Here is a 24721-nt window from a genome sequence, read left to right on the forward strand (position 1 = left end):
TCATAATACTATTTTTGTGCTTCTGGCCCTATATTTTGTGCGCCAAGCCCTTAAACCTCGTTAGCCTACAGTCAAAATCTGTGCGCCTGGCCCCAAATTCCGTGCACCTAAGCCAGTTTTTCGTGCGCTTAGCTCTAATATACCCTCGCACAATCTTCCCCACAAAAAAACCAGCCCCACATCACCTCGAGCTGGTTACACCGTTCATATCTTTTATCTGCATTTTCGTTTTTTGTGTACCAAGTTCGTAAATCATTGTATAGACTTCATCCATTATACATTGTTGCTCCGAGCGCGTTTCTCTGGCATCTTTTTCCCCAAGTGGCTTAATTAAGATCGGAACCGGATCATACTCTGTTTTGTCTAACTGCTTGTACAACTCTTCAAACTTCAAAACATCTTCCACCGTAGCTAATATTTCATAATATTTCACTTTCCGATCAAACGGCTCGCGGTGCACTTCCCCTGTTTCCATTGTTACATAATAGATTCTTCTCTCGTCCATGCAACCTCTCCCTTACAAGCAAAATTATTGTTTTGTACTAGGTGTGCCTTGTTTTTTATTTTGATAATATTTGTATCCTTCTTTTATAAGTATCGGCAAAACTGCAATGAAAACTCTTCTAACTAATCTTCCCATTCAACATCGCCTCCTATATTCATAAATACCCGCATTACATGCAGTTTAAACAACCTACCACCCTTAGTTTTTTACACCGCCTCCTAACTATACCTAGTAACTATTCACAACATGAGCACATTAAAAGTTTTCAAAAGTTACAAAATTTATACAATACATATACAGGTTGTTATACATAATCTGTACAAAAAATATACATTGCATAAGTAGAGAAAAAAAATGAAGAAATTACGTTTGTTGATCGCAGTAGTCAAGTGTTATCGCATTTTCGGTTTTAGGAAGTTTTGCAGGTGTAAACTCTGATGCCTCTGTTCGTATCGTTCACGCATCACCTGACGCTCCAGCAGTAGATGTTTACGTAAACGGTGACTTAGTAGTAGAAAACGCACCATTTAAAGCAGCAACAGATTACCTACAAGTTCCAGCTGGTACACACACGGTTGAAATTTTTGTAGCAGGCACACAAGAAAATCCAGTTATTACAGCTGAGTTAACAGTGGAAGCAGGTGTATCATACACTGTTGCAGCCATAGTACAAGGGGAAAACGACACAACACTTACCTTCATCGTAAAAAAGGTAGAGTCATACCCTTACGACGCTGCACCGTTACGTAGTATATTTGGCCCTTCGACAAACAGGCAACTGAATTTAATAACGTGTTCAGGAACATATAACCGCAGTACACAAAACCATACAGAGCGGTTAGTCGTTTATACAGAATTAAAGGGTGACCATTGAGGATCACCCTTTTTGTTATACCGTTACCTACTTTTGACTAATAACTGAATTGCTTCTTCTACTATTTTGTTTGTGTCTCCACCATTTTGTTGTTCTTCAATGATGCACTGTTGTAAGTTTGTAGCAACAATGTGAGCAATTGCTTTATCAGCCGCATTACGTACAGCTGACATTTGGCTTACTACTTCTTTGCAGTTTTTCCCTTCATCCATCAATCGTAATACGCCACGTACTTGACCTTCTAACCGGCGTAAACGAACCTTCATATCATCTGTATATTCCATGAGAATGTCCTCCTTATATACCTATACTTGTATTGTTTTGTATTATCATATTCTTCTTTGTTGGTAATCACAAGCTATATACCAATTTATTCTAACTCATTTACCCCCACAAATCGACAACTTTTGTAGAACGTTGTTAAAGAATCTATTATAGGGAAGAATAGGTGAATTTTATGTTTTCAACTACTGAAATTGGAATTGATTTAGGAACAGCAAACACACTAGTTTATAGTAAAAATAAAGGTATTATATTTAATGAGCCTTCCGTTGTGGCAATTGATTTAGAAACGAAAAGAGTTCTAGCAGTTGGTACGGAAGCAAAAAACATGATTGGTAAAACGCCAGGCAAAATTGTGGCAGTTCGTCCACTAAAAGACGGAGTTATTGCCGATTTTGATGTTACAACAAGTATGTTAAAACAAATTATGAAACAAGCATCCAAAACAATTGGTTTCTCTATTCGTAAGCCAAGCGTTGTCGTTTGTACTCCTTCTGGCTCTACATCTGTAGAAAGAAGAGCGATTCAAGATGCGGTTAGAAACTGTGGAGCAAAACATGTGCATTTAATTGAGGAGCCAGTTGCGGCTGCAATTGGTGCTGATTTACCTGTAGATGAGCCGGTGGCAAACGTTGTAGTTGATATTGGTGGCGGTACAACAGAAGTTGCGATTATTTCTTATGGCGGCGTTGTATCTTGTAACTCGATTCGTGTAGGTGGCGATCAGTTAGATGATGATATTATTCATCATGTTCGTAAAAGATACAACATCTTAATTGGAGAAAGAACTGCTGAGCAAATTAAAATGGAAATTGGTTATGCACTTGTAGAGCATGCCGAGATTACGATGGAAGTTCGCGGACGTGACTTAGTGACAGGTTTACCAAAAACGATTGAACTTCAATCAACGGAAATTCAAAAGGCTATTCAAGAATCTTTACTATCTATTTTAGAAGCAATACGTGCAACATTAGAAAATTGTCCACCTGAATTAAGTGGTGATATCGTTGACCGTGGTGTAATCATTACTGGTGGCGGTGCATTACTAAATGGAATGCAAGAATGGTTAAGCAACGAAATTGTTGTGCCAGTTTACTTAGCGCCAAATCCGTTAGAATCAGTTGCGATCGGAACAGGTCGCTCGTTGTCGGTTATCCATAAATTGCAGAAGGCAGCTACTTAATTAGTTTTTAAGGAAGTGGCTGTTAGCGCAAAGGTGCCCGCAAGAACAACTTTTTTGTTCTTGCGGGCACCTTTGCCATTTAAATTCATTGGTTTTGTCCGATCCTCTTTTTTTATATATTGATGAAGTTCATCTGCATCTTTTTTGGGGAGCTGGTTGAACTTCATCGACTTTATCAAATTCCTAAGCCATAAAGGAAACCATGCCCTCAGTTATAGAAGCATGGCTTTTTTCAACATGGAGCTTTTTGGTAAAAATAATTAGGTGATACCACTTTATCTTCATACGGTTTATGAAAAATATGCGTTGTTGCTGGAGATACAGGCGGAATGAGCCATGTCCAGTCACCTGTTACTTGACGACGCGCGGCTCCTTCTTGTTCTTCAAAATGCTTAAATTGTGTTGCCGCTGTATGGTGATCAACTATGCTAACGCCGTACTTTTTAAAAGAATGTAGAACAGCAATATTAAGCTCTATCAATGCTCTGTCTCTCCATAAAGTTGCATTAGAACTTGTATCAAACTGAAAAAGTTCTGCTACTTTAGGCAACATATTATATCGGGACGTATCTGCTAAATTTCTTGCACCTATCTCTGTTTCCATATACCAGCCGTTAAATGGAGCTGCTGTATATTCAATCCCACCTACTTCTAATTTCATTTCAGAAATAATCGGTACAGCATACCATTGTAAGGCTAAGTCTTCGAAAGCGGGCATCGTCGGATGTGTTAATGGAACTCTCAACACTTTATCTTCTGGAATGGCAAACCACTTTGGATCTTGTCCATCTATTTGTATGACTAACGGTAGAATGTCAAAGTTAGTTCCTTCCCCTTCCCAACCGAGCTCCATGCATTTTTTTGTAAAAGAGATCGAATGACTATCTCCAATCACACCATTTTCTGTTTCATACCCTGCATAGCGAATAAGTTGGTGGTTCCAGATTCTAATTTGTTTTCCACCTATTGCTTCTGGACGGAATATGGTGAGGGTCGGACGGATTTTCCCATCATTCGTTCCGTATTCAATATGATGGATTAATGCTTTTGCAATCTCTTTTTCTGTATTTAATGAACGTTCATCTATGACGTGTAAAGAGTTCCAAAAAAGTCTGCCAATACAACGGTTACTGTTACGCCAAGCCATTTTTGCGCCGTGCGATACCTCTTCATAGAAATGTTTGTATGTTCCTGTTTCTTCGATTTCGCATTTTACTTCTTTTAGTCTATTTTGTAATTGCTCATCTGATAAGTTCTGTTCTTTATAGCAAAGCGTTAAAAATTGTTCTGCCAGTTGCCATAGTTGTTCTTTTTGTTGAAGCAAAATGCTCACCTCAATTAGCTCGATTATGTGTTATACGTTTATTGTATAACGCTAGGTATGAAATGCATATGTACAACCTATGAACTTTTATTTATGCTTTTTTCGTACACTAAGTTTACTACTAAACATTAGCAATAATCCGTTACTTTGCGCTGCAGGCACTGGCTTTCCGCGGGGAGCGCAGGGGAAGGTTATTTTCACTATCGTGAAAAAACCTACTCCTCGGCGTTTCGCCTGTGGGGTCTCACGCTTCGCACTATTTCCCGCTGGAGTCCAGTGCCTTCCGCTCCAATCCACTATAATTTATTAACAACGCAAAGCAACAATTTTCACGAAAGCCTTTCATTTATTTATGAACATGCTTCAGTTGCCAAATTTCGTTTAAAACTGGCATTTCTTCTTTTTCTTTTTCTGTTACGAGTTCCCATACGATGCCTGTTGGTTTTTCATAAGGGCTATTCGTTTTTAAAATTTCTTTCTCCGTGACGATCCAGTCAACAGATAAGTCATATTCATCTTTTGGAATATCCTCTTCTACAAGTTGAGCACTCTGAATGGTTGCTACGACCGGGATTTCAGGATTTCCTAGTTCGCGAATGATGGCATATTCTCTATCTGCATACCCTTCTCCTTTTCCTAACCTTCGTCCGTCTTTGTGTAGTGCAACAGATCCAACTACGAGCATGTCAATCGTTGGGAGTTGGTCGAGTGGTGTAACTTTTCCGTATGACATAATATTTTTTAGACTGGCTGCTTTTCTTTCTTCCCCAGGTGGTACCCATGACGGTTGCACTTGAATAAATCCGTCTTTTAACCTTGGAGTTGGTACGAGCAATGTTTTTCCATCTTTGAGTACTTGGGCTCTTAATGGCAATTGTGGGGAATCTGGATTTACTTTTACAACTTTCGCTTCTTTATAAGCAGGCATCGTTGTCACTAAATGCGCAGCTTTTTCCGCACCTTTGAAATTTGGAATTCTACCGTGTAAGGGAAACGGAAACCTTCCTAACTTTTCTTCGGTAAGCTTGTCCCACACTTTATTTCGAATCTCATCTTTCCTGCTTCTATTCTCTGAAGTCATTGTTTCCACCTCTATGTCGTTAGTATTAACTAACTGTTCTCTTTTAGAATAGAAAAGGGAATTACTTCCCTTTTCTATCTAGGGATACCTTTGAAGTTTGGCACTCTTAACCATAATGTTACACCAATTTTGTTGCAGATTGTCAAATAATGCATGAGTGTGAGCAAAACGATTCCCGCATTCATTCCAATAATGACGCCATTCATTTGTAAACTCTGCATGGAGCCTAGTAACAATATCATCGAAAAGCCAATAATTGTCGACCAGATTGCATGTAGGAATGCATCCTTAATCATCCCTAAACCAATTAAGAATGCCTGCATCGGGATGACAAAAAAGTGAAACAAGAAATATGGCCATAATAATTGTAAGTAGTTGGCCGCAAGTGAAAACTCAAAAAATATGTTTGTAAGTGGTACAGCAAAGTAGTAGAACAAAATGACGGAAGGAATTCCGTATACAAAAGTAAGAATCATTACTTGTTGTAAAATGGTACGTAATTTCTCGAAGTCTTTTTTTGCATGCGCTTCTGAAACGGTTGGGATAAGAACGATTAGTAAGGAATGCGCAATAAACCCTGGGAAGAATCCAATTGTAAGGGCAACACCAGCTAGTAATCCGAACTGTTCTAATGCCAAAGCCTCTGGTAAACCAGCCTTTAGTAAAGCTATTTTTATAATAAATGGCTGGACAGCATGTGAAACAGAATGGAATATTCTCATGCTTGTCGTTGGTATGGAAATTTCTAATAAACTCTTTCTTACATCTCGTCCGATTAAAGATTTTGCAGTTTTTTCTCGTAACCTTCGAACTTGAAGGGCGAACATTGATAATAAGTAGATGGCGACTAATAGCTCTGTTACGATTAACGTGCATACGGCAATAAATATAGACGTATCTAATGGAAAGTGGAACAATTTATAGACAATAGTGAGTAAGATTAGTTGGATTGCTTTTCGTAAAAAGTTCGATATGGCAATGGTCCCCATTTTATGTAATCCCATAAAATAACCTCTTACGATGGAGGCAAACGAAACGATTGGGATAAGCAAAATGACTGCCCACTTAATAAATGGATGGTACTGATTAAATACAGGAATGTTTGGTAAGACAATGAGGGCGATGAGTATCATTCCGATTGTCGCAACAATCGTTAATTTTATTGCATGATAAAGCATACTCGCATGAAATTTTTCTTCTTTGGCCGCGACGAATTTCGATACAGATATCGGCAATTCCATACTAGAAATAACGACAACGAGAAAAATGACTGGCAGAATAGACATGTAAAGACCTAGTCCAACTTCCCCTAAATAGTTTGCTAGCAACATGTTAACAACGAACTCTAAACTTTCGCCAAGAAAAGCAGCGATGGCGAGTAAAATAACTCCTTTATAAAATCTTCTCATTTTTGAAACTCCTCCCTAGCAGCACTAACCTTTTATCATCATATGAGACAAGTTATAAAAATATATACTGTACTTTTCAGAAAAAGGGTAGAAGGGTAGGAAGAAGACAAGATTTTTGGACTGCTCTATTTTGAATTGGTCGAGCATATAATGGTATAAAATATGCACAAAGGACTTTTGTTCTCTTTTGAAAGGAGAAAAATACATGACTTTTTGGTTAAACCTTACTGCTTTTATGCTAGTTATTTTTGTGAATTTTTTAGCGAACGCTTTACCTTTGAACGGGCAAACGACTGGTGAAATATCAAATAGGTTAGAAGTTTTAATCACACCAGCAAGTTTTGCGTTTAGTATTTGGGGGCTCATTTATTTCTTGCTTGGTGTTTGGGTGTTAAGGCAAGCTCCAAAACGTCGTCGCAATCATCCACTATATAATGAGACGAGTTTATATTTTATTATTAGCTGTATTTTAAATAGCGCATGGGTTATTTGCTGGCATTATGAACTGTTTATGACAACAGTTGTTATTATGGTTGGCTTGCTTGTTACGTTGATTGTTTTATATAAAAAGTTGATGGAAAGAAACGCGGGGTTTTGGGATAAAGTTCCTTTTTCTATCTATTTGGGCTGGATTAGCGTTGCAACGATTGTAAACATAAGTTACTATCTTGTTTTTATCGGTTGGGACGGTTGGGGTATTTCTGCTCCAACATGGACGGTTATTATGTTAGTTGTAGCTACGATCCTGGCGATTGTGTTTCGAGTTGAACATGCTGATTGGGTTTATCCGCTTGTGTTCGTTTGGGCATTTTTTGCAATCGGTGTGAAAAACATGGAAGCATATGCAAGCGTGGCGTACGTTGCGTATGCATTAGCTGCGGTTATTTTTATCATAACGATTTTAGGGAGAAGAAAGGCGTGATGGTTTGTTGTGATTTTAGGTAATTCAATTAGGTATGAGGACCATTTCTCCTTTTTTCTCGATCCAAGTTGGTCCTCATTACGGTGATGACGACCATTTCTCTTTTTTTCTCGATCCAAGTTGGTCCTCATTCCGTCGATGACGACCATCTCGCTTGATTTCTCGATCCAAGTTGGTCCTCATCTCGGTGATGACGACCATCTCGCTTGATTTCTCGATCCAAGTTGGTCCTCATTCTTTTTCTTCCCTCCTCCAATCCATTTCCATACTTAAACATAAATAAGGCTCTTTTCCTAGTTACTTGTCCAATCCACTTTCCAAGAAGTGGCATTAAATATAGAAGCACAATGACAAGTGAGAAGGAGTTTTCTGATGAAGACGGAAGTAAAGGTAAAGGTAAATAAAATATTTCAAACTGGAATGAAGTTTTTAGGGACACCTTATCAATTTGGCGCCCCTTCTTTTCAAGTAACGACGTTTGACTGCAGTTCCTTTGTTCACTATATATATGGATTGCATGGTGTTACACTGCCGAGGACTTCTCGTCAACAAGCTTTAATAGGTCAACGTGTGCCGGTTGAAGAAATGCGACCAGGAGACTTACTGTTTTTCACTACCCCTAAGCGTAAGAAAAATAAAGGGCTAAGTAGAGTTGGGCACGTTGCTATCTATATAGGGAATGATAGGATACTTCATACTTCTAGAATAGAAAAAAAAGTTTCTATTGCAAGTCTAGATCCGTATTGGAGAGGGGTTTTAATTGGAGTAAGGAGGGTAGTTTAAGCACATGAAAAAGCCAGGGTGTTTGAAGACCCTGACTTCCACATAACTGAGTGAGTTTCATAATGTACAATTACTAAACGAAAAACGAATATTAAACCTATTACTTAATATAATTTACGTTTTATATCGAAGGCTATTTAATTATAAAAACGGAACATTCGTTTTTCACTAAACGAACAGTAATTATGAAATCGATTCAACTATTAATCTATTCTTTCTTGTTTCATAGAAAGTATTTTTGTTTGGTCGTTTTCTTGACCGAGCTCAAAAGTGACTTTGTATTGCCTTGTCGATAGCCCACCTTCATCTCGTTGCCCGACAGTCGTTGTCGCTATCACTTCAACGTTTCTCCCTTTTGTTTCTGGGAACATAGCGTTGACTTCAATATTTACTAAGTCTATATATTCTTTACGTAAGTCTTCATATGATTTGGAAGATTGTAGGTCACTACCGAGTAAAGAATATGCTGTCACATAGTCTCGATAATTAATACTTTCGAAAAAATAATGAACGATATATGTTGCAATGTCCTCGTTCGTCGTACTGCTTCCTGAGTTGTTGCCAGGCATATTCACTCCAATACGAGGTAAGGACTTCATCGGTGTTTGAATCCATGTGTCAACAAGTGGTAAGACATTTATAATAGGAATACTAAATCCGATTACACCTTGTTCTAAAATAGCGGAGTTAATACCTATTACTTCTCCGGTTCTACTATCAATTAGTGGACCGCCACTATTACCAGGAGCGATTGGTGCTGAGATTTGATACATGTCGTCATAACGAAAGGCATCAATATTAAACGAGCGTCCAAGTCCACTTACGATGCCGGTTGTCACCGTATTTTGTAAACCTAGCGGACTTCCAAGTGCAATTACTTCGTCTCCAAGTTCTGCTTTTCTTGATTTAGCGATTCTCATCGGTACTATTCCTTCTAATTCTGGAACGCGAACTACTGCCACATCTGTATCGACGCTAATACCAATTACTTCACCTGTTAATTCTCTTGAATCTGCCGTATTCACTTTCACTTCTTTTACATTCGGAACGACGTGGGCATTCGTAATGATATCCCCTTTGTCGTTATATAAAAAACCAGAGCCGTATGAGCCATCAGGTAGTTCTATTTTTACTACAAGTTTTTGAGATTCATATATTATTTCTTTTAATTGTTGAGGCACCGTTTCATTACTTCTGTCTTCTATTGGTACATATAAGCTAGAAGGCAATGCAAGCTGTTTTGGCACGTTTTTTTTAATCCATTGGTAAGAGTAAACGCCGGCTACAACAATTATAATAGTTGTTAGGATACTAAAGATCCATTTTGCTTTCATTGCATTCACACCTTTTTAATCTAAGTGAGTGATTCTTTAAACGTATCATGTAACAAATCAATCTAAGTACCACGTAATATTTTCAATCTCTACTTTCACTTCTTCAAATATACCGAAATAGTAATCTTCGAATTTTCCATATTGACTTTGCGGGATATGGTACGGATAAGCGGTTGTTTGGCGTGTGTCGATTATAACGCCTTCTTTATCTAAAATATTGTAAGTAATCGTTACAGAGTAAATTCCCGTTGTTGCGATATTATGAATTTGGCCTGTTACGGAAAGTCCCCCAAAGTCATCTAGTTCTGCTTCTAAATGAATGACTTCTACAGCAGCTGTTTTATTTTGCAATTCCTCTTTTTCTGCTGCTTCAATCGCTTTATCTAGTCTTTCCTGCTCAGCTAATTCAAACGCTTCTTGTTCTGATTGCACTCTATCTCTTAACGCTAATAGGCGGTCGTCATTTACAGCATATTGTAGCCCACGGTCGATAACAGAACGAGCACGGGTAAATTGTTTATTTTCTATCTCCAGTTCCGCTTCTTCCACTGTAAGTTGCACAATTCGATTTATCACTTGTTCTTTTACTGCCGCCCCATCTTCTGATGGTACAGAGGACAATACTTGAAGCTTTCGAGCTAGTTCGGAAACCGTCGTTAAACCTTCTAATTCTTCTACAATTTTACTTACTTTAATCGTAGCTTCCTTGTTTTCAATTTCTGATCGTAATTGTTTTATTAGTGGACCATCTATTCTTGGTAAACTTTCTTTAAGTTGGATGATCAACTTTTCCGCTTCTGCATACTCTTTTTCTAGTATTTTTTCATCAAGAAGTTGTAAGGATGTTTGAAAGTCTTGCATCAATTTAATAACTTCAATGTTATTTTTCACAATATGATAGTTTGGTCGAATATCGCTTGCTGCTTGTAAAATTTCTTTTGCTTTATCATACTCGCCTTCTAATGCAAATTCTTCTGCTTCACTTTGCATAGCGATTACTTTTGTATTCATATTTTGTTCGTGAAAATAATAGCTACTAATTATGGTGGCAAACACTAGTAAACTAGCAATTGGAAGGATGACAGGTAAATAGTGTCTAAATTTACTCTGTTTCGCGCGAGAGCTTCTATCTAGCAACGCTTCCTGTTCCACATTCTCCCCCGACATATCTTCTTCTTTTAAATTGGCTCCACAATTGGAGCAATAATTAGCCTCTTGGTTAACTTTCGCTCCACACTGGTGACAAAACATTATATAATAGCCTCCATCACTTTTCTCTCTTTCTACCATTTTACAATAATTCCAAGCTTAACGGGGAAATATTGCCTCATAAAAACAGTTTTCAAATTTGGGAAATACTGGTTTAAATTTTACAAACTCCTTACAGGTGCCTGACACTCGTCATATTATATGGCATTTTTCATTACAGTAGTGTTACAAGTGCCTGGCACCTGATACACTTTTGTAATAAAGGCCATCTCGTGCTAGAGATGGCCTTTGTTGGTATTATTTAGTATGTTTTTTGTTGCGAGTTGGTGCGTTCTTTTTTTTCGGTTTAAATGTTCTTTGAGGTCTTTGTGGTTTTTCTTCTACTAGGTTACCTCCGAACACTTCACGTTTTTGCAAAGTGATACCGATTTCTTTCGCAATTTGCTTTAATGTACGTTCTTCTCTTGGTGTTACGATAGAAATAACCGTACCAGTTGCTCCTTGTCGGCCTGTTCGTCCTGATCGGTGTGTATAACTCGACGCATCTTGCGGAATGTCGTATTGAATAACGTGTGTTAATTCTTTAATATCTAATCCACGCGCAGCAATATCTGTTGCTAAAAGAATCGGATATTCAGCATTTCGGAACTCTTTTAATGCTGTTTCACGATCTTTTTTGCTAGAATCACTGTGTAGTACCCCTACGTCTAACTGTTTGAACGCTAGTTTTTCTGCCACAACAGATAAATTCCCGATGTCTCGCACAAAGGCTAACGCTTTTATTTTAGATTCACGTACAACGTTTGCCAAAATGTTTACCTTGTCACGTTGCTCACTTACAACATAAAAATGTTCTACTTTCGCTTTGCTTTTTGCATCGGTTTCTACTTTTACTAACTCTGGTTCTTTCATTAGTTCTTTTGCAATAGAAATAGCCGCGTCATTAACTGTTGCAGAAATAAGTAAAACCTGTCTATCTGCTAACGTTGCTTTTACTATATTTTTAATCGATGGTAAATGTTCCGAAGTTAATAATTGATCACCTTCATCTAAGACGACTGTTTTTACTTCATGCATTTTTATCTTCTTCATCTGTACTAGTTCGATTAGACGACCTGGCGTTCCGACAATGATTTGTGGGCGATCTTTTAACTTTTCCAATTGGCGTTTAATGTTCACGCCTCCAATAATGGAAGTTGTAACAATATCGCTACCTTTCGTCCACTTTTGAAGTTCACCAAGAATCTGCATTGCTAACTCTTTTGATGGTGCTAGGATAATTGCTTGAGGATGCTGTTTTTCTTTATTTATTTTTTCGATGATTGGAATTAAATAAGCTAATGTTTTACCCGTACCTGTTGGAGATTCGATAAGTAAGTCATCTCCGGTTAAAATTTTTGGAATGGCTAGTTCTTGAACAGGTGTTGCAGTTTCAAACTCTGACTTTTCCCAAACTTGTTGTAAAAATGGTTGTAAAGATGAAATGATAGGTGTTGTCATAACTTGCTCCTTTGCGTGCTTTATCCATTCATTCTACTCTTTTTCTGCTCATAATCCAACTATCGTTTATTTTCCCACCTTTTTAATCTAATAATCCCAAACTTCGACTTGCATACATGATTCTTCTTTAATTGGAAAAATTAAGTACACTGACTACTTAAGGAGGATTACTAAAATGGAAGCAGAGAATTATACGGATGGTTTACCGAAAGCGCCTGAGCCTTTTTGGCTTCGATCTACGGAGTTATCTAGTTATCCTAAATTAGAACATGATTTACATACAGACATATGTATTGTTGGGGCTGGTATTACCGGTATTACAGCAGGGTATCAACTTATACAAGAAGGGTTTAAGGTTACCATCATTGATGCTGGAAAGATTTTAAATGGAACAACTGGCCATACAACGGCTAAGGTTACTGCCCAACACGGTGTGATTTATGACGAGTTACTAAATCATTTTGGAAAAGAAAAAACGAAGTTGTACTACGAAGCAAATAATAATGCCCTACATTATATAAAAAATTTAGTAGATCAAAAACGAATAGAATGTGATTTTTCCCTGCAAGATGCCTGTATATATGCAACAGGTGAACAAGGAGAACAAAAAGTTCAAAAGGAGTTGGATGCATATCGCAAATTAGGTATTCAAAGTGAACATAGATCGGAAGTTCCTTTTAACATTTCCGCCTTATCTGTTGCGGTGATGAAAGAGCAAGCTCAATTTCATCCATTAAAGTATTTAAAACGTCTAGTTGAGGAGTTTACTGAAAAGGGCGGAGAAATCTATGAAGGTACTGTTGCTGTTGATGTGGAAGAGTCACCTCAGCTAATAGTGAAAACAAAGACCGGCAACAAAATTCATTGCAAAACGATATTAGCTTGTTCCCACTTTCCTTTTTACGATGGCAAAGGTTTCTTTTTCACAAGAATGTATGCTGAAAGGTCTTACATTGTCGCAGCTAAAACGGAGAAAGAGTATCCGGATGGAATGTACTATAGTGCCGACCAGCCAACAAGATCGTTACGTTTCACTACAGATGGTGACGAAAAATTAGTGTTGATTGGTGGAGAAGGTCATAAAACGGGACAAGGAAAAAGTACACTGGAGCATTACAAAGCATTAAAACAATTCGGAGAAGAAGTGTTAGGCATAAAGCAAATTCCGTATCGATGGTCTGCTCAAGACTTATATACATTAGACAAAATACCTTATGTAGGACCAATCACACAAGGAAATCCGCGTATTCTTATTGCAACAGGCTTTAGAAAATGGGGCATGACAAATGGGACAGCTGCTGCTTTAATGATGCAAGACTTTATTATGGAAAAAGAAAATCCTTATTTAGATTTATTTTCTCCTTCTAGATTTGTAGCAGACCCTAGTTTGAAGAAATTCATTTCTACTAACTTTGATGTTGCGGGGCATTTGATGGAGGGAAAATTAGACAGACCTACAAAGCAGGTAGAAGAACTAGAACTGGATGAAGGTGCAGTAGTTTCTATTCACGGAGAGCGTGCGGGAGCGTATAAAGATGAGCATGGAGTCGTGCACTGCGTAGATACGACATGTACGCATTTAGGTTGTGAAGTCGAATGGAATGACGGAGAGAGAACGTGGGATTGCCCATGTCATGGCTCGCGTTTTTCGATACATGGTGAGGTGTTAGAAGGTCCTGCTGACAAGCCGTTGAAGCAATTAAATGCTGACTAAATGAGTGAGTTTCAATAAACGAACCGTAATTATGAAATTGATTGAAATAAAAAATGAAAAAGCAAGTGACTCCAGACATATGAGTACACTTGCTTTTTCCATTATCCTACTTGTTTCTCTTCTTCCAATTGGCTATCTAATTTTGCTACGGGCAAAAGGATCGTTACTTCAGTTCCTTCATCTATTTTACTAGCATAGTTTATTTTTCCATTCATTGTTTCAATGATCCGAATGGACACCATTGTTCCAAGGCCTGTTCCTTTTTCTTTTGTTGAATAAAATAACGATCCGATGCGGGATAATTGTTCACTTGTCATTCCTTTACCGGTATCTTTAATCGTCAGGCAAACTTGATTATCACGTAAATGCAGGTTGACGCTAACTCTACCATCCTGTGGAGTGGCTTCAATCGCATTTTTCACAATATTAACAAGAGCTTGTTTTAACTGATTTTTATCGGTTTCAATGATAATATTTTTTTCTAAATATTGATCAATTTGAACCCCTTTTGTCATCGCTAATGGGTTGATCAATAGTAAAACGTCCGTTATTAGTTCGTAAAGATAAAATTTTTCAATCTTTTTAAACTCAGGTTTAGCAAAGTTTAAATAGTCATTGATAATCGCTTCGGCTCTTCCTAGTTCCGTTAAAACTAAAGAGAGGTATTGAAAGTTTTGGCCTTTTTCTTGTTTTTGCATTAATTGCAGGAAACCTTTTACAACGGTTAACGGATTACGCACTTCGTGAGCAATGGATGCTGCTAATTCGCCTAATGTGTTTAATTTTTCTGCTCTTCTAATTTCTTCTTTCATTTTCTCCCGTTCAATCGCACTTTCTAAGAGCATGGAGGCAAAGCCAACACCTATCACTTGAATGACACCGAAAGAGATAATGTATATTAACACCTCAATATTTCCATCTAGCTTCATTTCATAAATGTCGTGAGAAAGTAAATATACGATTAATACGGAAAGCATAATCAGATTTGGCCAAAGTCCAAAAAGTACTGCTGCTTCTATTCTTTTTTTCTTTGATTGTATTTTTTGGAATATCCCGACAAATAAAAACGGTACCGAAGCCGCTAATATTCCACTGATGTAACCAAACGCAAGCGCCTCTCCACCAAGATATGTACGTGTGGCTAAAATGCTACCTAGAACCATCAGCCCTGCTTTTGGCCCTCCATATAAAATGGCCAAAACTAGCGGGATATAACGAAGGTCCCAATAAAGTCCGTACTCGTGATGTGCAAAAAGTAGACATAGACTGGCCGCTATCCCTTGTAACGTACCAATGAAAAAAGGAGACTTCCCAAAACGGTTATTATCTGAAACAATATAGTATATAAGTACTGGAGCTAATATAATTAACACATGTAATAGTAATTTCTCTGCTAGCATTAACATTCTCCATCCTACTTGTGAAAGTTTTTATATCTTTTCGACATAAATAGAAAAAAACCTTTATTTACTTCCTACAATTTTTATGCTAATAGACGAGGATGTTTGTCTATTTTTGTCGAATATACATTTAAAATGAAGTTGGAGGTTTCTAATATGAACTGTATAGATTGTGGGGTTCCTAATTTAATAGAAACACATGGTACTCTTTTTGTAATATTTGAGAAAAAGGATAATATGGAGACAGCTCGTATCCCACATAGTGAATACACATATCACTCATTAAACGAACTAACTAATTTCATTGAAGAGCTCGTAGCTACGTTACCCGAAACTGATTCAGAAAAACTATTAGTTAAAACTTTGGATATGCCATCCTATGAAGAGGTACATATATTTCATGAATTGTTGGCTAACCAGGACTTGATTCGAATTATGAGAGATGGCTCCTTTAAGACATTTTTCCAACCAATCGTTGATTTACAGTCAGAAAAGAACGCTATTTTTGCCTATGAATGTTTATTAAGACCGATTAAAGGTGGAGAGTTTTTGCCACCATATCCGTTATTTGAATTTGCTAGAAACGCCAATCTACACAATTTTTTAGATCAAAAGGCCCGTGAAAGTTCTATTATTTCAAGTAGCCAAAAGCTTAATGAAGATGTGAAGGTATTTATTAATTTCTTACCTTCGTCCATTTATAATCCTGAATTTTGTTTGCGTCATACTTTTCAAATTGTGAAGAAATATAATGTTTCACCAGAGAACTTAGTGTTTGAAGTAGTAGAGTCTGAGAAAATTAAAGATTTAGGACATCTACAAAATATATTCCGAACTTATAAAAATTCGGGCATGAAAGTTGCCCTTGACGATGTTGGTGCTGGTTATTCAACATTGGAAGTATTAGAGGCATTGAGGCCAGACTATGTGAAAATTGATAGAGACTATATTTCTTTTTGTGATAAGGATGTCGAGAAGCAAATGTTCCTGCAAAATGTAATGGGTATTTCTCGAAGATTAAATTTAAAAGTGTTAGCTGAAGGAATTGAGAGAAAAGAAGAGTTAGTGTTTTGTAGAGAATTGGGCATCCATTATGCACAAGGATATTATATTGGTAAGCCTTCGGAGGAACCGATGAAAGAAGAAGATTTGACGATTTGATTTTATGTATAAAAAAAGTGCGGTTGCCTATTAAAATGGCGTCCGCACTTTTTTATTATGAAGCTTTGTCGTCTTCTTTTTTGTATTCTTTTACCCAGAAATCTGCATTTTTAATGCCTAGCTTTTCAGGGTCGAATGTTGGATCAAGCCCAGCTTTCTTTTGCTCATCATAATCTCTTAAAACTGCTATTGCAGGTTTTGCCAGAACTAAGATTGCAATTAAGTTGATCCAAACCATGAGCCCAAGTCCAATGTCCCCAAGTACCCATGCTGCTCCTGCTTCTCTAGTAACCCCGAAGAATACAGCAAGTAAAAGGACAACTTTTAATAAGAACATTCCAACATTTTTCCACTTACCCTTTTTGAATAAGTAAGCTATGTTTGTTTCTGCAATGTAGTAGTAAGCCATGATTGTTGTGAATGCGAAGAATAGTAATGCAATTCCTACGAACCCAGCTCCGAAACCTGGTAATACAGACTCAATGGCACCTTGCGTATATGCAGGTCCAGCCACGATCATTTCACCGATACCTACTTTTAAGAATTGTCCTTCTTCTGCACCATGAACGTTATACATCCCTGTGAAAAGAATCATAAACGCCGTTGCAGAACATACAAGTAATGTATCAATATATACAGAGAATGCTTGAACTAAACCTTGCTTAGCAGGGTGAGAAACTTCCGCCGCTGCTGCTGCATGTGGTCCAGTACCTTGACCAGCTTCGTTCGAGTAAATACCACGTTTTACACCCCAAGCAATTGCTGCACCTACCACTCCACCGAATGCAGAATCGAAACCAAATGCACTACTGAAAATTAGTCCGATAACTCCAGGTAATTCCGTAATATTCATTGAAATAATAATGATTGCTAAAAATACGTAAGCTACTGCCATGAATGGAACTACAATTTGTGCAACCGAAGCAATACGTTTTACTCCACCAAAAATGATAAGTCCGATAACAATAACTAATGCGATTGCTACCCAAGTTTTATCTGCGTTGAACGCATTGTTTAATCCTTCACCAATTGCGTTCGCTTGTATTCCTGGCATTAAGAAACTTGTTGCTAGGATGGCTGCTCCAGCAAATAATACAGCATACCATTTCCAGCCGATACCTTTTTCAATATAGTAAGCAGGGCCTCCACGGTATTGCCCTTCTTGTTTTTCTTTATAAACTTGTGCAAGTGTTGATTCGATAAAGGCACTAGATGCACCGATAAACGCGATCGTCCACATCCAAAAAACGGCCCCCGGTCCACCGAAAGCGATTGCAGTAGCCGTACCTGCGATGTTACCAGTACCTACGCGTCCAGAAAGCGAGATGGCTAATGCTTGGAATGATGAAACCCCAGCACTTGAACTTTTCCCTTTGAACGTGTGTGTTAGCATGTCTTTGAAAAGACGTACTTGCACAAACCTAGTCCAAATGGTGAACAGTAATCCAACCCCTAAACAGAAAACAATCATCGGTGTACTCCATAGAACATCATTTAAAAGATTAATAAATGCTTCCATCCAATCCCCCCACACTTTTAATAGTTTTATTTTTCAGAATATTACATATTCTCTAGAGATTATAGTTTATATATACAAACTAGGCAAGCGAAAAAGTATTAATTAGGACAAATTAAGAGGAAAAAGTTTTCGACAAGATTGGAGAGTAGGGGAGTTTATTACTACAGTTGATTTATTTGCTTTCGATGCGAGGAGATATCTGCTTTGTGTTTCAATCTGCTTAGTTTGTGTTTCAATTTTTTCTACTTGTGTTTCAATCATGGGGGTTTCTGTTTCAATTTCTATCGCACGTCCAACTTGTGTTTCAATCTACACTGGTTGTGTTTCAATCCTTGCTCCTTGTGTTTCAATCCTAATGGTTTCTGTTTCAATTTCTTTCGCACGTCCAACTTGTGTTTCAATCTACACTGGTTGTGTTTCAATCCTTGCTCCTTGTGTTTCAATCCTAATGGTTTCTGTTTCAATTTCTTTCGCACGTCCAACTTGTGTTTCAATCTACACTGGTTGTGTTTCAATCCTTGCTCCTTGTGTTTCAATCCTCGCTTCTTGTGTTTCAATCCACTATGTTTCTGTTACAATTTCACCTTCTTGCGTTTCAATCCCAATCACGCAACTTTTTTAATGTATCTAAACAGAAAAAAGCAATCCAGCCTAGTCAGGAACTGAATTGCCTATCTTCTTTACTTAAACTATCATTATCCAACAATCTCTCTCAACTGACTCGTAAACAAATCATGATAAAACCCGCCATAATCTAGCAACTCGTCATGCGATCCCTTCTCAATTAACTCTCCATCCTTCAACACTAAAATTTGATCCGCTTTTTGGATTGTATTTAAGCGATGGGCGATGACAAAACTAGTTCGACCTTTCATTAAACGTTGCAACGCTTCTTGAATCTTCACTTCGGTAATCGTATCAATACTACTAGTTGCCTCATCCAAAACCAAAATAGACGGGTCCGCCAACAAGGCTCTTGCAATCGACAATAACTGTTTTTGCCCTTGGCTAATTCCACTTCCATCTTGTTTTAGCACTGTATCATAGCCTTTTGGCAATTTCCGAATAAACGAGTGGGCGTTGGCTGATTTTGCTGCTTCTTCCACTTCTTCGTCCGTTGCATTTAATTTTCCATAGCGGATATTCTCACGAATCGTCCCTTCAAATAAAAACGAATCTTGCAACACAAACGCCATATGGCTTCTTAAACTTTCTCGCTTAATCGACTTAATTTCATGACCATCAATATAAATTTCGCCACTATCCAATTGATAGAACCTTGAAAGCAAATTAATCATCGTCGTTTTTCCAGCTCCAGTTGGACCAACGAAAGCAACTGTTTCACCTGCAGATACACGAAATGAAACATTGCGAATTGTTTGCTCATCTTCTTCATAAGAGAAAGTCGCGTTGTTAAACGTTACATCTCCTTTAACAGAACGCAGGCTAATCGCATCTTTTTCATCTTCCGCTTCTTCTGTTTCATCTAACACATCGAATACTCGCTCTGCTCCTGCTACTGCAGATAGTAGTGTATTAAACTGGTTTGCTAAATCATTTAACGGGCGTGTAAATTGACGAGAGTACTCGGCGAAAATAACAATCACCCCGATAGTAATTCCAGCTGTACCATTTAAGGCGAAGATCCCACCAACAAATGCAATAATAGCAAAACTTAAGTTATTTAATACGTTCATTAGTTTCGGGATAAATCCTGAAAACGTTTGTGCCCAATATGCTGTCTTCTTCAATTTAGTACTTTTTTCTCGAAACTCTCGCATCACTCGTTCTTCTTGAGAAAAAGACTTAACGATTCGTTGGCCAGAAATGGTCTCCTCAATGTAACCATTTAACTCGCCGAGATTTTTTTGTGTTTCTTTAAACAATTTCCCTGTTCGATTCGTAATCCATTTCAACCCAAAAAACATAACAGGTACAATCGTAAGTGTGATAACCGTTAGCAAAGGACTTAGATACAACATAACAGAAACAGTACCTACTATCGTCAATATACTAGAAACAACTTGTATAAACGAACTGTTTAAAGTAGAACTGACATTTTCCATATCGTTCGTCACACGGCTCATTAATTCCCCATGTTGACGTTTGTCAAAGTAAGGAATCGGAAGCTTTTGCAAATGGTGAAAAAGTGATGTTCTCATTTCAAACACTGTATCTTGAGCGACCCCAATCATCCAATAGTTTTGCAACCATGAGGATAACGAGTAAAAAATGTAAATGAACAATAACGCAACAAGTGCCTTCACAAATGTAGCGGTATCTTGGTTCACTATATACTTATCAATAGAAGTTCCAACAATAAACGGGCCGAGTAACCCAAGAGCAGAGCTTATCACTACCATAAACAGAACGAGCGTCAATAATCCTTTTCGTGCTGATAAATAACGCCATAATCTTTTTAACGTTCCAAACCAGTTGCGCACTTCTTTTTTCTTTTCCGGTGGTTTACTGTAATGCTTTGACATGTGCATCCTCCTCTCCAAACTGTGACTCGACGATTTTTTGATATAGGGAGGAATTTTTCATTAACGTTTCGTGGTTTCCTTTTGCAATTAACTGACCATCATCCATAAGTAAAACTAAGTCTGCTTCCATCGCTGTTGTCACTTTTTGGGTAATGATTAGAGTTGTGCAACGGTAATCCTTTAAAGCCCTTAACAGTTTTCCTTCTGTTTTTAAATCTAGCGCGCTTGTGCTGTCATCTAACATTAAAATTCTTGGCTTTCTAACTAGCGCTCTTGCAATGGAAAGACGTTGTTTTTGTCCTCCAGATAAGTTAACTCCTTTTTGACCTAACTTCGTATCATAGCCTTTCGGTAACTTAGAGATCGTTTCATGAATCTGTGCCGCTTTTGTTGCTTCGATGATTTCTTCCATCGTTGCGTCTTCTTTCCCCCAAGCAACGTTTTCCTTCACGGAACCTGTAAACAACAATGATTCTTGAGGAACATAACCGATTAATCTTCTTAAAGTATCAAGCTTTAAATGTTGAATGTCATGTTTACCAATCTTAATCGTTCCATTATTTGCTTCGTAAAGCCTAGGTAGCAATTGAAACAGTGACGTTTTACCAGAGCCTGTTGCGCCTAAAACTGCCACAGTTTCCCCGTTTTTTGCTTCAAATGAAATGTTTTCTAACACAAGACTCTCGCTCCCTGGATACGTGAAAGAAACATCATCAAACTTAATGGTCATGTCAGTTAATCCGCCAGTTGTCTTATCTGTTTTTTCTGCATCGACAATATCTATGTTTTCATCTAAAACATCCACAATACGGTGCGAAGATGCTTTAGCACGAGAAAATGCCATGATAATAAAAGAGAAAATGGACAGCGCACCCGTTATTCTAGTTGTATAGTTAATGATGGCAACAATTTCTCCAACTCGTGCTTGGTCATTTTGAACGCCAATATTCCCGTACCAAAGCACAGCAAGAATCGTTAAGTTCATTAGCAAAAGTAAAATCGGCATCGTAATTTCCATTAAACGTAGAGCTTTTACGGTATCATTTTGCAAGCTTGCACTAGACTTTGTGAATCGTTTTCCTTCGTGATTTTTGCGTATAAAAGCTCGAACAAGTCTAATGCCTGCTAAATTTTCTCGCATTACGTTATTTACTGAATCTAGCTTTTCTTGCACGCTTTTGAATAATACTGATCCTTTTCTGAATACCCAAAATAAAAATAAAAATAGAATCGGGACAGTTATCACTAAAAAGAAAGCAAGCTTTGCATTTACAATGAGCGCCATGATTACTCCACCAATAATAATTAATGGTGCTCTCAACATAATTCGCAAACTCATGAATACAGTGTTTTGTATTTGCGTCACATCATTTGTCATCCTTGTAATGAGTGATGATGTTGGGAAGAAGTTAAAGTTAGAGAAAGAGAATGACTGTATTTTTTTATAAAGTGCATTTCGCACGTCAAATCCAAAACTTTGACTTACGTGTGCTGCAAAAAATGAATTTATAATACCAGCAGCAAAGGCAACAAATGAAAGCCCAACCATAATGCCTCCCCAATACATTACGACCGACATATCGCCTTGCATAATTCCGTCATCGATTATTTTCGCCATTAGCAATGGATGAAATAGCTCTACAAATAATTCCACAAACATTAAAAATAGAGCAATTGCCACAGCTATCCGATATGGCTTTAAAAAAGATAAAATTTTAACCATGATGTAAAATCCCCCATTTTAGGTGTTAGGTGTTAGCTTTTACATTAAAGGCTTAGTTAAAGTTCGCTGTTGATTTCCGTGCAAGGCTTCGCTTTCCGCGGGCGGTAAAAAGGAAGGTTATTTTCACTGTCGTGAAAAAACCTACTCCTCGCCGCATTCGCGACTGTGGGGTCTCCCGCTCCCCGCTTTTCCCGCAGGACAAGGAAGGCTACGGCATCGATACATCGCACGAAGGAAATGCGTATGCATTTTCGAGGAGTCTCAGCCTTGCACGGCAATCAACAGGTATTTGTATTTAAAATCAACACTAATCTTTAACATAGCCATATTAAAAGTCACAACTATAGTTAGTAGCAAGATGTTTTGGTATACGAAAATCTCGAATTAATATACAACTATGATACTCCTTTTTTATTATTTTTTAAATAGTTTGATTACTTTTTGCGGAAAATATTTCGTGGGGCGAATTAAAAAAGATAGCACAGAGGACTCTACACTATCTTTCCACTTTTTATTATTCACCTTTTAACGAATTATAAATCTTCCTTTTCCAACCTAAAAAAGTAGGCTCCAATAGTAATTTTTCCTTACGAGGTCTAGGAAAGGGCACTTCTATATCCGCTTTGACGGTCGCAGGTTTGTTAGACAAAACGATTATTCTATCGGATAAAAACAATGCTTCTTCAATGTTATGAGTCACAAACAAAATGGTTTTTCTATTGCTTTCCCAAATGTTCATGAGCCACTTTTGCATGTCAAGTCGAGTTAGCTCATCCAGTGCCGAGAAAGGCTCATCTAAACAAATAACAGGTTGGGGGCTTAGAAGTGCTCGAATAAAAGCAACTCGTTGTTTCATTCCACCTGATAATTCGTGAGGATAGGCGTGCAAATAATCACCTAGACCTGCCTTCTTAATCATCTCTTCAGCCTTTTCCTTATCTACTTTACCAACGATTTCTTGTCCTAACACCACATTTTGTAGCACTGTTCTCCATGGCAGTAAAGCCGGGGATTGCGGCATGTAGCTTATCATTCCTCTTTTGTTTGTAATGTTTTTCCCACTTAAAAAAATGGCACCTTCATCTGGTGATAGTATTCCACCAATAAGATGAAAAATGGTACTTTTCCCACTACCTGAAGGGCCAAGAATCGAGACGAACTGTTCTTTTTCAATGGTGAAATTCAAGGAAGAAATGACTTTATTTTCTCCAAACGATTTTGTAATATCTCTCATGACTAGATGACTCATCTTTCACCCCCACCTTTTTCTTTCCAACGTACGAACCATTTCTCCAACAAGAAAATTATCGCAAAAAACAATAAGCTAATAATCATAATCGTAAAAATGGCCACAAACACGCGATCTGTTCGGAATGAAGAAGAGGCTAGTGTCATGTAAACGCCAATCCCACGCTGCGCACCGAGCCATTCTGAAATAACAGCACCCATTACGCTATAGGTTGCGGAGATTTTCATGCCCGAAAGAATAGAAGGTAAGGAGTACGGTAATTCTACTTTCCAAAATAGTTGCCGATTCGATGCACCAGCCATTTTCATGTAATGTTTTAGTTCAGGTGCTGTTTGACGAAAACCATCTAGTGCCGCGATTGTAATGGGAAAGAAGCATACGAGCGTGATGACAATCATTTTTGGCAAAAGCCCAAATCCAAACCATATGACTAAAAGTGGTGCTAAAACAATGATTGGCACATTTTGCGAAAGGATAAGCAACGGGTATACGGATTCACGAACGATAGGTATTAAATGTAAAATGATTGCTGTTATAATCCCGATGCTTGCTCCAATCGCAAAGCCTAACACTGTTATTTGGACGGTCGATAACACATGTGGTTGAAAATTTACCCACCCGTTCCAAGCTTCCGCAAAAATTAACGATGGCGCTGGTAATAACCATTTTGGAACTTCAAAAAAAGTAACAGCCAGTTCCCATAAAATGAACAAAAGAAGGAGAACCAAAAATGGCCTCCAACTTTTTGTAAAAATATTTTTCATCATCCGTCATACTTCTCCGTTAATTGTCCTATCGTGATGCCTGTTGGCTGATACAAGACTTTCACTTGAGAGATTACGTTGCTACTTCCTAGCTCTATCATTCGCACGTTCATTTTTTCAATAATAGAAAATAACTGTGCCATATCGCCTTCCATTGTTGTTTCTAACGGCCCTACGCGATATGCCACACCTGAGTCTTCAATAATTTTAATAGCTTCATCTACATAAGGGATAACGTTTTCCCCTTTTTTTGTTTTCGGAATGATTTGAATGCTTACTAATGCATTTGCCATTTTTAT

The 24721-nt window shown here is 37.8% G+C and carries 22 protein-coding genes; 6 read left to right on the top strand and 16 right to left on the bottom strand.

The window, feature by feature from the left end; genetic code table 11:
* Positions 1-181 precede the first annotated feature (181 nt).
* A complete protein-coding gene (locus CDZ89_RS17955) occupies positions 182-505 on the bottom strand; it encodes a hypothetical protein (protein ID WP_096155748.1) in 324 nt (107 codons plus the stop codon).
* A 451-nt stretch (positions 506-956) separates the two neighbouring features.
* On the opposite strand from CDZ89_RS17955, the gene CDZ89_RS17960 reads away from it, so the two are divergent.
* Complete coding sequence (locus CDZ89_RS17960; protein ID WP_406564936.1) at positions 957-1379, top strand: DUF4397 domain-containing protein; 423 nt, start codon at positions 957-959, stop codon at positions 1377-1379.
* A gap of 23 nt (positions 1380-1402) precedes the next feature.
* On the opposite strand, the gene CDZ89_RS17965 is transcribed toward CDZ89_RS17960, so the two are convergent.
* The gene (locus CDZ89_RS17965) at positions 1403-1663 is read right to left on the bottom strand and encodes a metal-sensitive transcriptional regulator (RefSeq protein ID WP_096155750.1); all 261 of its coding nucleotides are present in this window, start codon (positions 1661-1663) and stop codon (positions 1403-1405) included.
* A gap of 173 nt (positions 1664-1836) precedes the next feature.
* Between CDZ89_RS17965 and mreBH the strand changes: the two genes are divergently transcribed.
* Positions 1837-2844 carry a rod-share determining protein MreBH gene (gene mreBH, locus CDZ89_RS17970; protein WP_100334168.1) on the top strand — a complete coding sequence of 336 codons (1008 nt, stop codon included), beginning with the start codon at positions 1837-1839 and terminating at the stop codon, positions 2842-2844.
* Here the strand turns inward: mreBH and CDZ89_RS20030 are convergent.
* The 4 genes from CDZ89_RS20030 to CDZ89_RS17985 form a co-directional block, all read right to left on the bottom strand.
* On the bottom strand, positions 2841-3011 hold the full coding sequence (locus tag CDZ89_RS20030; protein WP_198508259.1) for a hypothetical protein: 171 nt from the start codon (positions 3009-3011) through the stop codon (positions 2841-2843). The genes mreBH and CDZ89_RS20030 overlap by 4 nt on opposite strands.
* Before the next feature lie 65 nt (positions 3012-3076).
* A complete protein-coding gene (locus tag CDZ89_RS17975) occupies positions 3077-4168 on the bottom strand; it encodes a nitric oxide synthase oxygenase (RefSeq protein WP_100334169.1) in 1092 nt (363 codons plus the stop codon).
* A gap of 346 nt (positions 4169-4514) precedes the next feature.
* Complete coding sequence (locus CDZ89_RS17980) at positions 4515-5249, bottom strand: 5-formyltetrahydrofolate cyclo-ligase (RefSeq protein WP_100334170.1); 735 nt, start codon at positions 5247-5249, stop codon at positions 4515-4517.
* A 74-nt stretch (positions 5250-5323) separates the two neighbouring features.
* The gene (locus tag CDZ89_RS17985) at positions 5324-6658 is read right to left on the bottom strand and encodes an oligosaccharide flippase family protein (RefSeq protein ID WP_096155754.1); all 1335 of its coding nucleotides are present in this window, start codon (positions 6656-6658) and stop codon (positions 5324-5326) included.
* 205 nt (positions 6659-6863) lie between these two features.
* Here CDZ89_RS17985 and CDZ89_RS17990 point away from each other — a divergent pair, with 205 nt between their 5' ends.
* Together CDZ89_RS17990 and CDZ89_RS17995 are read left to right on the top strand one after the other, a co-directional pair.
* Positions 6864-7580, top strand: coding sequence for a TspO/MBR family protein (locus CDZ89_RS17990; protein WP_100334171.1), 717 nt, complete (start codon positions 6864-6866; stop codon positions 7578-7580).
* A gap of 372 nt (positions 7581-7952) precedes the next feature.
* Positions 7953-8363 carry a C40 family peptidase gene (locus CDZ89_RS17995; protein ID WP_096155756.1) on the top strand — a complete coding sequence of 137 codons (411 nt, stop codon included), beginning with the start codon at positions 7953-7955 and terminating at the stop codon, positions 8361-8363.
* A gap of 203 nt (positions 8364-8566) precedes the next feature.
* On the opposite strand, the gene CDZ89_RS18000 is transcribed toward CDZ89_RS17995, so the two are convergent.
* From CDZ89_RS18000 to CDZ89_RS18010, 3 genes are all read right to left on the bottom strand, one after another.
* Positions 8567-9697 (bottom strand): S1C family serine protease, encoded by a 1131-nt coding sequence (locus tag CDZ89_RS18000; protein WP_096155757.1) that lies wholly within the window; start codon positions 9695-9697, stop codon positions 8567-8569.
* 57 nt (positions 9698-9754) lie between these two features.
* The gene (locus CDZ89_RS18005; protein ID WP_100334172.1) at positions 9755-10948 is read right to left on the bottom strand and encodes a zinc-ribbon domain-containing protein; all 1194 of its coding nucleotides are present in this window, start codon (positions 10946-10948) and stop codon (positions 9755-9757) included.
* Positions 10949-11203: 255 nt separating this feature from the next.
* Positions 11204-12406, bottom strand: a complete 1203-nt coding sequence (locus CDZ89_RS18010) for a DEAD/DEAH box helicase (RefSeq protein WP_096155761.1) — start codon at positions 12404-12406, stop codon at positions 11204-11206.
* A 175-nt stretch (positions 12407-12581) separates the two neighbouring features.
* Between CDZ89_RS18010 and CDZ89_RS18015 the strand changes: the two genes are divergently transcribed.
* A complete protein-coding gene (locus CDZ89_RS18015; RefSeq protein WP_096155762.1) occupies positions 12582-14120 on the top strand; it encodes an FAD-dependent oxidoreductase in 1539 nt (512 codons plus the stop codon).
* A gap of 101 nt (positions 14121-14221) precedes the next feature.
* Here CDZ89_RS18015 and CDZ89_RS18020 read toward each other — a convergent pair whose 3' ends face one another.
* On the bottom strand, positions 14222-15520 hold the full coding sequence (locus CDZ89_RS18020) for an ATP-binding protein (protein ID WP_096155763.1): 1299 nt from the start codon (positions 15518-15520) through the stop codon (positions 14222-14224).
* Positions 15521-15676: 156 nt separating this feature from the next.
* On the opposite strand from CDZ89_RS18020, the gene CDZ89_RS18025 reads away from it, so the two are divergent.
* A complete protein-coding gene (locus CDZ89_RS18025) occupies positions 15677-16681 on the top strand; it encodes an EAL domain-containing protein (protein WP_096155764.1) in 1005 nt (334 codons plus the stop codon).
* A gap of 55 nt (positions 16682-16736) precedes the next feature.
* Here CDZ89_RS18025 and CDZ89_RS18030 read toward each other — a convergent pair whose 3' ends face one another.
* The 6 genes from CDZ89_RS18030 to CDZ89_RS18060 form a co-directional block, all read right to left on the bottom strand.
* Positions 16737-18200: an alanine/glycine:cation symporter family protein gene (locus tag CDZ89_RS18030; protein WP_096155765.1), complete on the bottom strand. Its 1464-nt coding sequence runs from the start codon at positions 18198-18200 to the stop codon at positions 16737-16739.
* A gap of 695 nt (positions 18201-18895) precedes the next feature.
* Positions 18896-20686 (bottom strand): ABC transporter ATP-binding protein, encoded by a 1791-nt coding sequence (locus tag CDZ89_RS18040; protein ID WP_096155766.1) that lies wholly within the window; start codon positions 20684-20686, stop codon positions 18896-18898.
* Positions 20667-22409 carry an ABC transporter ATP-binding protein gene (locus CDZ89_RS18045; RefSeq protein ID WP_096155767.1) on the bottom strand — a complete coding sequence of 581 codons (1743 nt, stop codon included), beginning with the start codon at positions 22407-22409 and terminating at the stop codon, positions 20667-20669. The genes CDZ89_RS18040 and CDZ89_RS18045 overlap by 20 nt, the downstream gene beginning before the upstream one ends.
* Before the next feature lie 514 nt (positions 22410-22923).
* A complete protein-coding gene (locus tag CDZ89_RS18050; protein ID WP_100334174.1) occupies positions 22924-23658 on the bottom strand; it encodes an ABC transporter ATP-binding protein in 735 nt (244 codons plus the stop codon).
* The gene (locus CDZ89_RS18055; RefSeq protein ID WP_096157012.1) at positions 23655-24422 is read right to left on the bottom strand and encodes an ABC transporter permease; all 768 of its coding nucleotides are present in this window, start codon (positions 24420-24422) and stop codon (positions 23655-23657) included. The genes CDZ89_RS18050 and CDZ89_RS18055 overlap by 4 nt, the downstream gene beginning before the upstream one ends.
* Positions 24422-24715: a thiamine-binding protein gene (locus tag CDZ89_RS18060; protein WP_096155769.1), complete on the bottom strand. Its 294-nt coding sequence runs from the start codon at positions 24713-24715 to the stop codon at positions 24422-24424. The genes CDZ89_RS18055 and CDZ89_RS18060 overlap by 1 nt, the downstream gene beginning before the upstream one ends.
* Positions 24716-24721 lie beyond the last annotated feature (6 nt).

The organism is Bacillus alkalisoli, from assembly GCF_002797415.1.
In the GTDB taxonomy this organism is placed as follows: Bacteria; Bacillota; Bacilli; order Bacillales; family Bacillaceae_I; genus Bacillus_CD; species Bacillus_CD alkalisoli.